Annotated in this window: 14 protein-coding genes; 6 read left to right on the plus strand and 8 right to left on the minus strand. The window is 57.8% G+C overall.

The window, feature by feature from the left end; all coding sequences use genetic code 11:
• Positions 1-69 precede the first annotated feature (69 nt).
• The 3 genes from ACGYLX_RS17605 to ACGYLX_RS17615 all read right to left on the minus strand — a co-directional run bounded on the left by ACGYLX_RS17605 (position 70) and on the right by ACGYLX_RS17615 (position 5,107).
• Complete coding sequence (locus tag ACGYLX_RS17605) at positions 70-2,025, minus strand: hydantoinase B/oxoprolinase family protein (protein WP_394450990.1); 1,956 nt, start codon at positions 2,023-2,025, stop codon at positions 70-72.
• A gap of 4 nt (positions 2,026-2,029) precedes the next feature.
• The gene (locus ACGYLX_RS17610; RefSeq protein WP_394407071.1) at positions 2,030-4,057 is read right to left on the minus strand and encodes a hydantoinase/oxoprolinase family protein; all 2,028 of its coding nucleotides are present in this window, start codon (positions 4,055-4,057) and stop codon (positions 2,030-2,032) included.
• Positions 4,058-4,144: 87 nt separating this feature from the next.
• The gene (locus ACGYLX_RS17615; protein WP_394450992.1) at positions 4,145-5,107 is read right to left on the minus strand and encodes a helix-turn-helix domain-containing protein; all 963 of its coding nucleotides are present in this window, start codon (positions 5,105-5,107) and stop codon (positions 4,145-4,147) included.
• 551 nt (positions 5,108-5,658) lie between these two features.
• On the opposite strand from ACGYLX_RS17615, the gene ACGYLX_RS17620 reads away from it, so the two are divergent.
• The 4 genes from ACGYLX_RS17620 (at position 5,659) to ACGYLX_RS17635 (ending at position 8,348) form a co-directional block, all read left to right on the plus strand.
• A complete protein-coding gene (locus ACGYLX_RS17620; protein WP_040701702.1) occupies positions 5,659-7,032 on the plus strand; it encodes an aspartate aminotransferase family protein in 1,374 nt (457 codons plus the stop codon).
• 258 nt (positions 7,033-7,290) lie between these two features.
• Complete coding sequence (locus ACGYLX_RS17625; protein ID WP_007120576.1) at positions 7,291-7,419, plus strand: hypothetical protein; 129 nt, start codon at positions 7,291-7,293, stop codon at positions 7,417-7,419.
• 15 nt (positions 7,420-7,434) lie between these two features.
• A complete protein-coding gene (locus ACGYLX_RS17630) occupies positions 7,435-7,782 on the plus strand; it encodes a hypothetical protein (RefSeq protein ID WP_040701632.1) in 348 nt (115 codons plus the stop codon).
• The gene (locus tag ACGYLX_RS17635) at positions 7,779-8,348 is read left to right on the plus strand and encodes a contact-dependent growth inhibition system immunity protein (RefSeq protein WP_007120574.1); all 570 of its coding nucleotides are present in this window, start codon (positions 7,779-7,781) and stop codon (positions 8,346-8,348) included. Before ACGYLX_RS17630 ends, ACGYLX_RS17635 begins: the two co-directional genes overlap by 4 nt.
• A 243-nt stretch (positions 8,349-8,591) precedes the next feature.
• On the opposite strand, the gene ACGYLX_RS17640 is transcribed toward ACGYLX_RS17635, so the two are convergent.
• Positions 8,592-9,311, minus strand: coding sequence for a YafY family protein (locus tag ACGYLX_RS17640; RefSeq protein WP_040701630.1), 720 nt, complete (start codon positions 9,309-9,311; stop codon positions 8,592-8,594).
• Positions 9,312-9,398: 87 nt separating this feature from the next.
• Between ACGYLX_RS17640 and ACGYLX_RS17645 the strand changes: the two genes are divergently transcribed.
• Positions 9,399-9,794 carry a RidA family protein gene (locus ACGYLX_RS17645; RefSeq protein ID WP_007120572.1) on the plus strand — a complete coding sequence of 132 codons (396 nt, stop codon included), beginning with the start codon at positions 9,399-9,401 and terminating at the stop codon, positions 9,792-9,794.
• 393 nt (positions 9,795-10,187) lie between these two features.
• On the opposite strand, the gene ACGYLX_RS17650 is transcribed toward ACGYLX_RS17645, so the two are convergent.
• The 4 genes from ACGYLX_RS17650 to ACGYLX_RS17665 are packed head-to-tail and all read right to left on the minus strand — an operon-like array spanning position 10,188 to position 13,540.
• The gene (locus tag ACGYLX_RS17650) at positions 10,188-11,372 is read right to left on the minus strand and encodes an aromatic amino acid transaminase (RefSeq protein ID WP_136339673.1); all 1,185 of its coding nucleotides are present in this window, start codon (positions 11,370-11,372) and stop codon (positions 10,188-10,190) included.
• Between the two features lie 6 nt (positions 11,373-11,378).
• Positions 11,379-11,705 (minus strand): hypothetical protein, encoded by a 327-nt coding sequence (locus tag ACGYLX_RS17655; protein WP_394450994.1) that lies wholly within the window; start codon positions 11,703-11,705, stop codon positions 11,379-11,381.
• A 2-nt stretch (positions 11,706-11,707) separates the two neighbouring features.
• On the minus strand, positions 11,708-12,502 hold the full coding sequence (gene proC, locus ACGYLX_RS17660) for a pyrroline-5-carboxylate reductase (RefSeq protein WP_136339671.1): 795 nt from the start codon (positions 12,500-12,502) through the stop codon (positions 11,708-11,710).
• 3 nt (positions 12,503-12,505) lie between these two features.
• Positions 12,506-13,540: a zinc-dependent alcohol dehydrogenase family protein gene (locus ACGYLX_RS17665; RefSeq protein ID WP_136339670.1), complete on the minus strand. Its 1,035-nt coding sequence runs from the start codon at positions 13,538-13,540 to the stop codon at positions 12,506-12,508.
• Positions 13,541-13,680: 140 nt separating this feature from the next.
• On the opposite strand from ACGYLX_RS17665, the gene ACGYLX_RS17670 reads away from it, so the two are divergent.
• Positions 13,681-14,157 carry an Lrp/AsnC family transcriptional regulator gene (locus tag ACGYLX_RS17670; protein WP_136339669.1) on the plus strand — a complete coding sequence of 159 codons (477 nt, stop codon included), beginning with the start codon at positions 13,681-13,683 and terminating at the stop codon, positions 14,155-14,157.
• Positions 14,158-14,453: the final 296 nt, after the last annotated feature.

A 14,453-nucleotide genomic window follows, 5' to 3' on the forward strand; every position in this document is an offset into this window, starting at 1 on the left:
CGTTCCTGTTCCGACCGTTGTGCTCCACAGCCGCCAACCGATGGCGGCTGTGGGTCCTGGTGATGCTCACTAGGTCCAGTGTGCCACGCTGCGCCGCTCGAAACTCTCGCGGAACTGTTCGATCGTCTTGGGCAGCGGCTCGCCGGTTTCCCAATCCAGGATCACCGCATAGCGTCGCACGGCGTCCATCGCGTCGATCTCGCCGTTGCGATACATCTCGGCAACCTTTTCAGGATCAATGCGCGCCCAAGCCACGCGGTTTTCACGAATATGCGCCCGCAGTTTCTCGGTCTCGGCCTCATCGACCTCATATTCACACAAGTCCGCATCAATCTCTTTGATCACCACGCCGTAGTCCAACGCGGCTCGTTTGATAGAGACATAGTCATCCACCACATCCGTCAGAACAGCCTCTGTCTTGCGTTCAAGTGGGTCGCCAAAGCCGCCGCCCCCCGCGGTCGGGCGCGCAAACTCATCTCCCGAATACATCGGGAAGCCGGAGAAGACCGACCCAAGCCATTCGTGCGTGTCCGAGCCGGCGCGTTTGATGGTCAGACCATGCGGCATGGAGGGCAAACCACCATCAACACCCCAGACAACGGCGCGTTCGCGGTCGCATACATAGGACATGACGGATTTTTCACTTTCCAGAAGCAGGGAGGTTTTCTGCACCCCTGTCCCACCGCGCCATTTGCCCGGGCCTGCGCTGTCTTTTTTGATCTGAAATTCAAGCGTCCGGGTCGGGTTGACCCGCTCGTTGCCTTCGTTGGGCTGAGACATGAGCCCGGTTCCGAAGCAGGCTGTGGTGACGTCGCTGCCATCCTTACCGCGCCGTCCGCCCCAACCGCCGGGGAGCCATTCGTAGAACATGAATGTAGAGTCCTCCTCGCGCCGCTTGTCCGTGCCCCCCGCCAACAGGTATTCAAGATTGAATGCACAGGCGATGGCGCGCTCCGGCATGATCTCCGACCACATCTCGAAAACCGAGTTCATGATCTTTTCAAACGGCATCAGGAAGCCGGTGACCGCCGTGGGCCACTGGGCACTGACCACCGAATTTTCCGGCGCAGCGACAGAAAGCATCCGATAGAAGCCGGAGTTCAACGGCAGGTCAGGAAAGAAGGTCTTCATCCCCGCGACGACAGCCGAGAATGTGGCTCCCGGCGCGGAATTGTACATCGAACCAATCGTCGGGTGGCTGCCTTCGAAATCGTAGTGAATCTGATCACCCTTGATTGTCATCTTGATGTGGATCGGGATCATCCCCTCGCCACCTGACGGGTCCCGGTCGATGTAGTCGACGGATTTCCATGTGCCGTCGGGCAGCGCCGCAATACGCTGGCGCACGGCGCGTTCAACGTAGTCCTGCATCTCGTTCATGCCCTGCTTGACCTGCTCGCGCCCGTATTTGCGCACCAGCCGCAGGATTTCACGTTCGGCCACCTGCGTGGCCTGTGCCTGGCTGTGGATGTCACCGATAATCGACGCGGGGTCGCGTGTGTTGTTTGCGATCAGGTTGGCAACGTCGGAACAAAATTCGCCGGCACGGAATAGCCGGACAGGTGTGATCCGAACCGCCTCGCGGAACATGTCTTTCGCCGTCACATCAAAAGAACCGGGCACAGAGCCACCCAGATCAGACCAGTGCCCGTTTGACTGCGAAAACCCGATCAGCTCGTCTTCATCAAAGATCGGCCGCACCAGACGGACATCGCTGAAGTGCGTGCCGCCTGCGTAAGGATCGTTGATTGCGTAGACATCGCCGGGCATCATGTCGCCCTTGAAGACGCGAATAACGTCTTTGCAGGTAAAGTGCAGCGTGCCGACGTGCACCGCGATGTCATCGTTGCCCTGCGCAACCGAATTGCCTTCGGCATCATGCAGCGCGTTTGAAAAGTCGCGGTTGTAGATCACAAAGGAGTAACAGGTGCGCAGCATCTGCTCGGCCATCTGGTCAACGGATGTGATGAAGGAGTTCTTGAGAACTTCAAACGTGACGGGATCTAGGGCTTTTGAATCACTCATAGTATTACTCCTGCACTCGGATGAGAATGTTCATGTATTGATCGACTTCAGCAGTCGTGTTCGGCGGAATTACGGTGGTTGAATCGAACTGCTCGACAATGGCGGGGCCATCAAAGGTCGCACCGGCGGTCAGGTTTTCACGCTCGAAAATCATCGCCGTGTGGGCCTTGCCGTCAAACCAGACATCGCGTGTCTTGTCGGTCTTGGGCTTGTTCTTCCTCACCTCGTGCTTTTGCAGCTCGGCCTTGGGAACCATACCCGTCGCCGTCAGCCCCACACGGAAGATCGACACCGGTGCGTCATCCCGGCGGAAGTTGAATTCGCGCTGGTGTTCGCTGTGGAACCCGTCGATCAAGGCCTCAATATCGGTGACCTTGGACGGCGCAGATACTGCCAAGGCACGCCATTGGCCCTGATACATCATCTCGACCGTGCGCTGCATGACAATGTCCTTGGGCGCTACGCCTTCGTGCTTCAAACGATCAGCGGCCATGGCCTCCAGCCGCTCGAAGGCGGCCTCCAAATCCTCCGGCTTGGTATCAGCCGCAGCAGCCATGAAGCTGTCTGAGAAGTCGTGCTGGATATCGACCAGCAGGCAACCCAGAGCCGATGTCACACCCGGATTGGGCGGGATAATGACAGTCGGGATCGACAACTCCTTGGCAATTGCCGCACCATGCAACGCCCCGGCTCCGCCAAACGCCACAAGCGCGAAGTCCCGTGGGTCATAACCTCGGCTAATCGACAGCAAACGCACCGCATTGGCCATATTTGCGTTTGCAACCGCAACCACGGCTTCGGCGGCTTCGTGCAGCTCCATTCCGAAAGGCTCGGCCACAGTCTCTCTGACCGACGCTTCGGCCAGGGCGGGATCAAGGGTAATCTTGCCCCCCGCGAGCGATGTGCCAAGGCGGCCCAGCACAACATTGGCGTCCGTGTTTGTGGCCACTTCATTGCCGTTCTTGTAGCAGGCAGGCCCAGGGAAGGCGCCCGCAGATTGCGGTCCGTTGCGCAGTGACCCGCCTTCGTCTTTCCACGCCAGAGATCCGCCGCCCGCACCAATGGTCAGCACTTCGATCGACGGGAACCGGATCGGATAGCCATATTCGATATACCAGTCTTTGGTGACACGCGACTTGCCTTCATACACCAAGGATACGTCCGTGCTGGTCCCGCCCATGTCAAAACCGATAGAATTGTCAAACCCGCAAAGGTTGCCAATAAAGCGGCTGGCAATCGCGCCCGCGGCAATGCCCGACCCTGCCAGACGCGCGGCAAAGTCTTTAACGCTGGCCGGGGTCATCACGCCGCCGCCCGTGTGCAGCAACAGCAGATCGCGTTCGTAGCCGCCGTCAGCCAGCTTACCCTCAAGGCGCGCTACATAATCAACGACCGAAGGCGACACGACCGCGTTTGCCATCGTTGTCGAGAAACGCTCGTGCTCAAAAATCTCCGGCAGGACCTGTGAAGAGATCGACACCGGCACATCCGGCATCACACTCAGCAGAATGTCTCGCATCCGCTCTTCATTGGCCCCATTGGTGTAAGAGTTCATAAAGCAGACAGCAACAGAGGCGACTTTGCGCTTCTTCAAAACATGCGCGATGCGCAGCGCTTCTTTTTCGTCCAGCTTTTCCAGAACCGTGCCGTTCACGTCGACGCATTCACGGACGGTCAGACGGTCCCGACGCGGGATGTAGGGCTTGGCCACATCTTTGTAGGTGTCCCACAGATCCTCCTTGTTGGCCCGGCGGATTTCGACCACGTCGCGGAACCCTTCGGTGCAGATCATCGCAGAGCGCGCCAAATTACGTGTGATCAGCGCGTTTGTTGCCACGGTTGTCCCGTGCGAAAACATCGACACCTCGCTGAGGTCGATGCCGCCCTGATCAATCCCGTTGAGAATGGCAACCATCGGGTCATCCGGTGTCGATGACGTCTTTTCGATGCGGATCGCACCCGTTGTTTCGTCCATAATGACGACGTCGGTAAACGTCCCACCCACATCTACGGCAACTCTTGTGTTCTTCATGTCTACATCCTTCAAAAGACAACAGGGCATCAGGAAGGCGCCGGCGAAAGCCGACCCTACTTGGGGGTTTTCGGTTTTAGCTAAGGGTTACGGAGGGGCCGTCTTCTGGCCTTGCTGCGCGGCTTTGCGCGTTTCGGTCGGTGTGCAGCCGAACTGCGCACGATAGGCTTTGTTAAACTGGGATTGATCCGAAAACCCCCACCGATGGGCTATCTCGGCAATTGTGATGGGCCCTACGACGCTCAGGTCCTCGCGCGCGCGCACCAGACGCTTTTCGCGGATGAACCCGGAAACCGACCTGCCCGACTCCGAGAACAGTTGTTGCAGATAGCGCTGCGACACATTGCAGGCCTCTGCCACAAGACTTGAGGAGAGATTCTCATTGAAGAGGTTGTTGCGGATAAACTGTTCTGCGCGGTGCAGATGTGCTGCGCGGATTGTCGAGGTTTCGCTGTCCAGCACACGGTCATCTTTGCGGATTGAGAGGCACAGCAGATCAAGGATGTGCTTGCCAGCGGCCGCGCGCGCCTGCTCATCAAGCAAATCGACGTGCAGCGCCGTTGTCTTGACGGTATCCAGAAAATAACTGGCCACGCCGGCTGTGCCATCAAAACTCAGCGCGCCCAAACGGTCTGTTGGGCCGATGCGGGCCCGCACGCTTTCGGAAGACACCTTCAGCACCAACAGCTCGTTCGTCTGTTCATGCCAGAACTCGTAGGGCAAATCGCCCCGTTCTACCAGAAACTCGCCCGGTGAACATTTCGCCTGGCGGGCATTCTGGTCAAAGCCGACCGTCCCCAATCTTGGAATGGTAATCAGCAGACTGCTTTCAACTTCGTCCAGAAAGTGCCGCTTGTGCCTTTTGTAGAGAATGCCATCGCAACGCATCTGCGACAGACCGACGATACCGAGGTTCCAAGTATTGAGATCACCTGAAAAGGACTGGTCATCCGCCATCGTGGTCCCTAGGGGAAAGAACGTATCTGAGACAGCCGCCTGCCACTGGGTGGCAGTCATGAGCTTGTTTGCAGTTTTGTCCTTCTGATTCATCTAACGTCCCCAAAACACAAATGGCGAAAACACAACTGTCTCATGTGTTAAAATGATCGTAGCACCGTTCCGGCCAACCACTTTGGCAAAAAACGCACAAACTCTTGTGTCACGTGTCAATTCGCGCACTTGCGATTCTTTCATCGGGCCCAGAAAGGCCCTGGAAAATCCTAAATATCTAACTAAAACATATTTTTACCAACCATTTGCAGCGCGAGAACACCGCCAAATCGGGTCTTGGTTTTGTGAAACGGAAAGCTGCGAAGGCAACAACCTGAGCGGGATTGGGCCGCATTTTCCCCAAGATTCACGGCCGCTGCGCTTCAAAAAAACGAAGCATCCAAACAGAATCACAGGATGGAAGTGTCCTCAAACCACGACCGAAATCCCGGCGGGCGTTTCTGCTTCAAATGGGCGGCCTCGCTGGCCCGCAGACAGGATGCTCGGAACAAAACTGCTTGCTAAAAGCAAGAAAGCGGCGATAGCACTGAGGGCAAATCGCGGCCCCCTGCCGCGTGAAAAACGCCAACTTACAAGAAGTGATGCCTGCCATGGATGTGCGACCAAATTCAGACGAAGCCCGTGATATCGCTTATCATTTTCACAGCTATACCAATGCCGAAGCGCATGAAAAAATTGGTCCGCTGATCATTGAATCAGGCGAGGGAATCCACGTCACCGACTCAAACGGCAACCGCTATATCGAGGGCATGTCCGGCCTTTGGAGCGTGGCAGTCGGGTTCAACGAACAACGCCTTGTGGATGTCGCCAGCCGGCAAATGCAAAAGCTGCCTTACTACCACAACTTCTCGCACCGCTCGCATGGTCCGGCGATTGATCTTGCTGAAAAGCTGATCGAAATAGCCCCCGTGCCAATGAGCAAGGTTTTCTATACCAACTCGGGCTCCGAGGCGAACGATACGATCGTCAAGATGGTCTGGTATCGCTCGAACGCGCTCGGCAAGCCCGAGAAAAAGAAGATCATCTCGCGCCTGCGCGGCTATCACGGCGTGACAGTCGCAGCCGCGTCGATGACGGGTCTGCCCTATAACCACAAGTCCTTCGATCTGCCGATGGAGGGCATCTTGCACACCACTTGCCCGCACTACTGGCGCGAAGGTCAGGACGGCGAAAGCGAAGAAGCTTTTGCGTCACGCTGTGCCCAAGATCTTGATGATATGATCCAATCAGAGGGCCCCGAAACTGTAGCCGCATTCATCGCCGAGCCTGTCATGGGCGCGGGCGGTGTTGTTGTTCCTCCGGCGACCTACTGGGAGAAAATCCAAGCGGTTCTGGCGAAATACGATATCCTTCTTATCGCAGATGAAGTGATTTGCGGTTTTGGCCGCACGGGCAACATGTTTGGCTCTACAACCTTTGACATAAAGCCCGACATTCTCACCATGTCCAAGCAGATCACCTCCAGCTATTTCCCCTTTTCGGCTTTCATGATCAACGATCGGGTCTATCAGCCAATCGCCGACGAAAGCGGGCGCATCGGTGTTCTGGGGCATGGCTATACGGGCGGTGGCCACCCCGTCGGCGCAGCCGTAGCGCTGGAAAACATCAAGATTATCGAAGAGCGCGATCTTGTGGCCAATGCCGCCGAACGCGGTGCAGAATTGCAAGCTGGATTGACCGACCTGACGTCCCACCCTCTCGTTGGAGAGGCACGTGGCATTGGCCTCATAGGCGCACTTGAATTGATCGCCCCAGAGGGTAAATCAGGCGATTTTGCCCCTGGAAAACTCGGCGCCCAAATGAACGCAATCATGCTGCGCAACGGCCTCATCTCACGTAATATGACAGACGCGATGGCATTTTGTCCGCCATTGATAGTGGGCGCGAATGACGTGCGAGAAATCATCCAGATCACAAAAAAGAGTCTGGAGGAACTGGCCGCAGACATAAACGGGGCCGCCTAGTCAGGGGAACGACAAGCCAGAACTCTTACCCTTTCCCATCCGGGAAAAACTTGGGTCGGCCTGTCTACACATTTTCCGGGTGGCGCCTGTCACGCGAGCTGATCTTTACAAATCTCGTTCAACCAAGAGCTTCTTCGGGTGAACCTTTGCTGAGCGGCTTTCAGACCGGCGAGACTCCGTTCTTGTTGACGGCCTCTTCGTTGCTTTGGTGCGTTGCGGCGGCGCGGGCCGAGCTGTGACGCGCAGGACGCGGACGACATGCGCGACGCGCTTCTGCATGAGGCGGCAGAGGCGCGCCGCTTGCCCTCTGATCCTGACTGGGACGTCATCGAAAACTCCGGCCTCACCTGGGGCGGGCCGATCAGGGAGCAGGGTGGACCGTGGTAGGATCACCTGGAACGATTGGGCGGTTTGGGAGAGCGCACGCCCGACAACTTCAAGACGTTCGATTTCTTCGACGAAGATCGAGGCCTTGCCACAAGCGCAAAGACGCTCGAAACCCGCGCGCCGGGATATGTGGACCGGCCCAGTCGTATTTTTGGTGCTTTGAAGCGTTACATCGACCAAATTGACCACTTCGAGTACGACAACAAGAAGGGCATTGAAATCAGCGCGGACGAAATCGACATCAAACGCCTGGAACTTGCCGTGCCCGACGGAACCACCCCGGAACAGTTTACTCAAATTCAACGTGCGATAGACTACGCTGAGAGTTTGGGGATCGACGTAGAAGTGAGCCGTATCCGATGAAAAAAGTCCTGACCACAGAAGAATGGATTGCGAAACGGCGTGCTGAAGCGGCGGAGCGAAAAAAGCGCTCCAAGCCTCCCAAAGAACGCAAAAGTGCCTTTGTTACGAGCTATCGCAAATTCACGGAAATCGCCTCACAAGCGGTGTATGGTAGCGCGCATTTGGACCCCAAGGGATATCATGAGTATCTACCGCCAGACCTAACTGCGCTCGAAATCGCTGGCCACGCGCGGGCCGCCCTTTTGGCCAGCCGGTTCATCACGCCAAAACATCCAGAGTGGGACGACGTCATCCGGATTCCGACAAAGGAAGAATTCAAGGCGTGGGAGGAAGCAGACAAGGCGCGCGCTGGTGTCAAGACTTTGAAAGCGCTGTTTAACGGTGCGGGCCATGTTTCGTTAACATTGCGGGACGGCAAGATCGCAATCAAGCCAACGCGCTATCGCGGACATGGCCATTGGGAGGGTATTCGCGGCCAAGAAGATACGGTCTTGCCGGAAGACGTGTCAGTCGAAGAGCTTGGCAGGGCTATTCTGGACGCACTGGACATAAGCCGCTCAGCGTAGGTCCCTGAGTCGACGACGCCTGCTAAAGCAACCATTGGCACAAACGCAGCGAAAGCTCACAAAGTACCGCACCGCGGGCCTTTGGTGCGGACGCAGCGAATTCGTGGTTTCTGCGGTTTGCCCTTTGCGCGGAACGCAGTCTTGAGTGCCGGGCATGCTTGTGGGGCGGCCGCTCCTTCATTGCGAAAGCCTCTGATGTTGAGCGTGATGTGTGCGCGCCTGAGGGTGGCGCGGTTTTGGGGGTCAGCGCGGCAGGTCGTTGTAGGGACAAACATCTTTTTCAAAGGGCACATGCCTGCGCCGGAAGGGCGGGCCGCTGACAAGCTCAGGGCCTGTGATGCGATCCATGCGGAAGTGCCGGAAATCTTCGCGCGCCGGATCCCATGCGACAAGATACCAGAGCGGTTGCAAGATGAGCATGGCCTGCGGCTCGACATTGCGCAGGCTGCGCGCGCCTTTGGCATCCCGATACTCAAAGCGGAGGTGCTGGCGCGCCAGAAAGGCTTTTTCAAAAGCGGGCAGCAGGGCGGGGTCGATTGTGCCCAGGTCAGACAGGTCCTGTTTGGGCGAGAGTTGGCCGATGTGCAGGCAGGCGAGGAAGCGGCGCAGATCGCGCACTTTGTCAGACGGCAGGGCGCGCTCGATCTTGGCGAGGCCTGCATCTGCGAGATCGGAGAAGGGCAGGTTCTGGGCGGCGCGCACGGCGGCCACGCTGATCAGCAGCGCGAAGACTTCGGCCACAGAGAGGCGGGCGGTTGTTTGCATGGACTGGGGGTCAAGCTGCACGCCACCGCCGCGCCCGCTTTCGGAATGGATGACAAAGCCTTCGTCACGCAAGGCGGCGATGTCGCGCAGGAGCGTGCGTCTGGAGGTGCCGACCTCTTCGGCGAGCTCCGCGACGGTTGATGTGCCGTTGCGCCGAAGGCTGCGCACGATGGCGTCATGTCTCTGTCTGATATTCATTTTGCCACTCTAGCACATATGGTGACAAAATTTGGCACTTATTGGCAATAGGGCTTTCTTATCGAAATCAACAAAGGAAAATCAAAGATGCAACGCAGAGCCGTAAATCCGTGGGACTGGTCCTTGAAGCTGGGATACAATCAGGCAGAAGTCATTGAAGGGCCGCGGCGGCAGCTTATTTGTGCTGGCCAGACGGCTGTAGACGGGCAGGGCAAGCCCCAGCATCCGAACGACATGCGCGCGCAGATTGCTTTGGCGCTGGACAACCTTGAGGCCGTGCTGGCCGGAGCGGATATGTCGCTTGGAGATGTTATCCGGCTTGGGGTCTATGCCACGGATGTGGACGAGGCGTTGAAGAACTTCGACCTGCTGGGCATGCGTTTCGGGCCGCTAAACTGCGCACCGCCGATGACGCTTCTGGGGGTGACGCGTTTGGCTCTTCCGGGTTTGCTCTTTGAGATCGAGGCGACAGCGGCGGCCTAGGCCCTGTGCGAGAAGAGGGTGCGCAGCGGCTGCGCACCCTTGGGCAACGGCGAAGCGCTGACGGGGAACGGCATTTTTTGTTTTCAGAGTGCTTAAGGCTGCGAAACCGCCCGTTAAACTTTGGCCAAATCGCCAGAAACAGGGGGGTGAAAAGCGTGCACAACCCGTGCACAAAGCGTGCACTGGCTGAAACGGGGTTTTGGTCACGGAAAATTAATTAATGGGGCGTTCGGTGGGGGTGAGGTTTTGGCCTGAGCTGCCGTTGATGATACGCGCGGCGAACGGCGGGTGTGAGCCCAGAGTGACTGATGCTGCAGCTCGTGCGAGCGTCTGCTTTGCCTTGTTGACGGGCCAGATTTATTTCGGCTGACCGTTATTGCTGCAAGCCAAACGTTACTTGGCGGACGTTACGTCTGAGATCGCTATGATCAGCTTCGTGATGTCATCCGCTCCCAATCGAGCAACGTTCACGCGCCCGCCTTTCACGACATGAATGCCATGATCTCGCGTCAGGGCTGTCTCTTGTGCATCGGTCAAAGGCAACAGTGAGAACATGCCGGATTGCTTCCCTATATAGGCAAGCTGATTGGTGCCAAGAAGTGTGCGTTCAGTTTCGACAATCTGTTGGCGAACCCCTGCTACGCGCGCGCGCATCCGGTCCAGATCGTCCAGCCAAAGCCTCTTGATGCTGTCGTCTTGCAAGATCGTGCGTACCACTGATGGACCATGATCCGGCGCGTGGGACGCGCCTGAGCGGACGATTGCGGATAAGGCGCGGTGCATACGGTCTCTGTCGCCGGCCCGTGTCTTCACAAACAGCGCCCCCGCCCGGTCGCGGTAAATCCCGAAGGATTTGGAAAGGGTGATGCAGACGATGCACTCGGGGAACCGCCCGGCGATTTTGCGGGCCATGGCGCAATCGGCGTCCCAGCTTTGGGCGAAGCCCAGATAGGCAAGGTCGATCCAAGGGACGATCCCGCGTGCCTCAAGAAGATCGAGCAACGCGTCGAACTGCTCGACGGTCATGTCCGCGCCGGTCGGGTTGTGGCAGACCCCCTGCATGAGAAAGACATCGCCCGCTTGGGCGGCTTTCAGCCCGTCCAGCATTTGGTCAAAGGTGATCTGAGCCTTCAGCCGGTCGTAATACGGCACCTGCGCGAACCGTGCATGGGCCGCGGTCAGGATCGGGATGTAGTTGCCATAGGTCGGTGTTTGCAGCCAGACGGTGAGCGGTTTGGGCATCTGCGCCAATAGGTCCGCCATGACCCGCAGGGCCACAGCTCCACCGGCGGTCTGTGCGGACACCCAGCCATTGTCAAAGGCATCGCCCATGATCTCGTGCCCCAGCATGCCGCAATAGTCGGCGTCCCCTGTCAGGGCGAGGTAGGATTTGCTGGTCTGAGTCTCGACCAGCTTTTGTTCGGCCAGCTTTACGGCTTCGAGGACAGGCGTTTGGCCGTGTTCGTCCTGATAGATTCCCACCGTCAGGTTGAGTTTGTCCTTGCGGGGATCGGCTGCAAAATAGTCGGCCCCGATCATGATGGGGTCGACGGGATAGTCCTCAACCTGTTCAAACATCTTGCGTCAGCCCTTGTCCAATATACCTGTTGTTACCAGCGTCTCGAAGTATTCAACCTTCAAGTCAAAGGATTTCAGAAGCTTCTGGGTGCTCGGCTTCACTACGGCATCGTCGAATGCCCCCTGTTCAAAATGCCCCACTGAGGCAAGGTCAGACCAAAGGCTGGTCACGACCAGTTCGTAATCGGTTCCATTCACTTTGACGGCAAGAGACGCGCCAAGATGACCGAGCAATTCAGCCATTTCCCGGAATGCCGTCCGTTCCAAATGATCCGCGTATTGGTCAAGAACGGCCTGAGATCCAGCCACGGCGCGCCACCATCGAATGATCATTGCTATGCCTTCCCCAGTTCGACGGCCCGGTCGCGGCAGGCTGTCATTGCCTTTGCGATCACGTCCCCAAAGCCGTTCTCCTGCATCGAGACAATGGCCGCATGGGTTGTCCCGTTTGGTGACGTAACGCGGGCTCTGAGCACCTCTGGCGCATCTCCCTTGTTGGCCATGGTGGCAGCGCCAAGCGCCGTTTGCAGGGTCAGCGCGCTGGCATCCTCCGGGGACAGGCCCAAAGCGGTTCCGGCCCTGATCATTTCTTCGATCATCAGGAAGTAATAGGCCGGGCCACTGCCTGAAACTGCCGTGACAGCATCCAAAAGGTCTTCGCGTTCCACAGCAACACAAATGCCGAAAGCCGCGATGATGCCTTTCGCCGCTACACGCTGTGCTTCGGACGCGCACTCGTTGACGTAAAGCCCCGTCGCCCCCAGACCAAGCAGGGCTGGCGTGTTGGGCATTGTGCGAGCGATGGCCACCGGTCCAAAGATGCCTTCCAGCGATGCAATCGTTACCCCGGCGGCAATGCTGAGGATCAGCTTGCCAGACAGGTCTGCATCCATCTGTTTGGCCACAGCAGCAATGACCTGAGGTTTGACAGCCAGCACGATGATGTCAGCGGCAGCGGCGCTGGCCACATCGTCCGTTGTGTGGACGCCGTGCTCACTTGCCAGTCGATCCCTCTGATCGGCATTCGGATCGACAACCGTGATCCGTGAGGGCGTCCAGCCGCTGGAGATCAGCCCTCCGATGATGGCCGACGCCATGTTGCCGCCGCCGATGAATGTAATCTTGTCCATGGCTCAGAAACTCGTGATGACGGTTGCGCCGACAGACTGGAACTTGTCCATGTTCATCAGCGCCTCTGGGGCAGCGTCGATGCTGATCTTGTCGCCGACCAGCCGGGCCGGGTTCAGCTTGCCGCTTTCGACCATATCGAGCATTGCTCCATAGCGATGGGCCTGCATCCCGTGGGAGCCGAGCAATTCTATCTCTTGACCGACGATCTTGGGCATTGGCACGGCTGGGGCAGCGTGATCACCCAGCATCAGACCGACCTGGATGTGCTTGCCCCGTGGCCGCAGGCAGAGGATCGAGTTGGTCATTGTGGCAGGATGGCCAAGCGCGTCCAGCGAGACATGCGCACCGCCCTTGGTGATCTCCTTAATCGCCTCGACCACGTCGCCCTTGCCGTCAATGGCTGCGACAGCGCCAAGCTCCTTGGCCAGAGCCAGTTTCGCCGGATCGAGGTCCACCCCGATCACATTCGCCCCTGCCGCGCCGGCGATCATCACAGCGGACAGACCAACGCCACCGCAGCCATGCACGGCGACCCATTGGCCCGAGCTGACTTTGCCTTGGTCGATCACGGCCCGAAACGAGGTGGCGAACCGGCAACCCAAGCTTGCGGCGGTGGCAAAATCCATCGTCTCGGGTAAGGCGACCACGTTCAGGTCAGCCTGATGGATCGGCACATATTCCGCAAAGCTGCCCCAATGGGTGAAGCCCGGCTGTTCCTGATGCAGACAGACTTGCTGGTGGCCCGCATGGCATTCGCTGCACGATCCGCAACCGCAGATGAACGGCACCGTGACCCGATCGCCCACCTTCCAGTTTTTCACGTCCTTGCCAACCGCCTCGACCACACCGGCCAGTTCGTGGCCGGGGATGTGAGGAAGCTCGATATCACTGTCGTGACCCATCCAACCGTGCCAGTCGCTGCGGCACACACCGGTGGCCTCGACCTTCAGGACGACACCATGCGGTTCCGGTGACGGGTCCGCCACGTTTACGACCTTGGGGGCTTCTTGGAATTTTTCGAACAGGACAGCTTTCATGGCAAGATCTTTCGATTGTATGGACTGGTTGAGTGGAAGCTATCATATGGCGACGAAATTACCTTGCCATTCTGCCTTTTTTTGTAATATTTTTGAGGAGAAAACCCTCAACATGAGGGGTTATTGAGGAAACTCTTCCCTTGTCCAGCATCGACACAGTCAACGCACAGATTCTCGAACTGCTTCAAAGCGACGGGCGCATGACCAACGCCAAACTGGCTGAGCACCTGAACATGAGCGAAACCCCCTGCTGGCGACGGCTCAAGAAACTGGAAGAGACGGGCATCATCGAGGGCTACCAAGCCCACCTCAATCGCCGAAAGCTCGGGCTCGGCGTCATGGCCTTCGTTCAGCTGAGCTGTTCAGAGCACAATCAGGCCGCGACCGCCGAGTTCCAACGTATTATCGAGGTCACGCCCAATATCCTCGCCTGCCATAACACCACCGGCGAGGACGATTTCCTGCTGATCGTGGTCGCGCGCGATCTGGACGACTACAGCGCCTTCGTCGACAGCACGCTGCGGCGTCTTCCCGGTGTGACTAGCATTCGCTCGAACCTGTCACTCAAAGAGATGAAGGCGTCTAGTAAACTGCCTGTGTGTGGTTCAGAGCGATGATCAATGCTCCACTCCGACAGCAGACATTCGTGCGAAGGGATTGAAAGGCAGCTTGGTCCGCAACTTACCAGTTCGTGGGTCGCGCAGCGAAAGGCGCTGTTTCTCCAACCGGCCACTCGTGGTTCGCGCAGCGAATGCTACTGAAGAGCCCAAAGTTCCGGACTCGCTGCGCAGGGGCGAATGTCGGTTTCCGGTTCGCACGTCAGCTTTTCCGCCAGATCACTCGGTTTCTGACAGATCACTCCGCGCATCCCGGATGATCATCCATGACGAATGCAGGAACAGCCCTGCGATGG

It is taken from the genome of Sulfitobacter sp. 1A13496, from assembly GCF_043557225.1.
Classification (GTDB): Bacteria; Pseudomonadota; Alphaproteobacteria; order Rhodobacterales; family Rhodobacteraceae; genus Sulfitobacter; species Sulfitobacter faviae.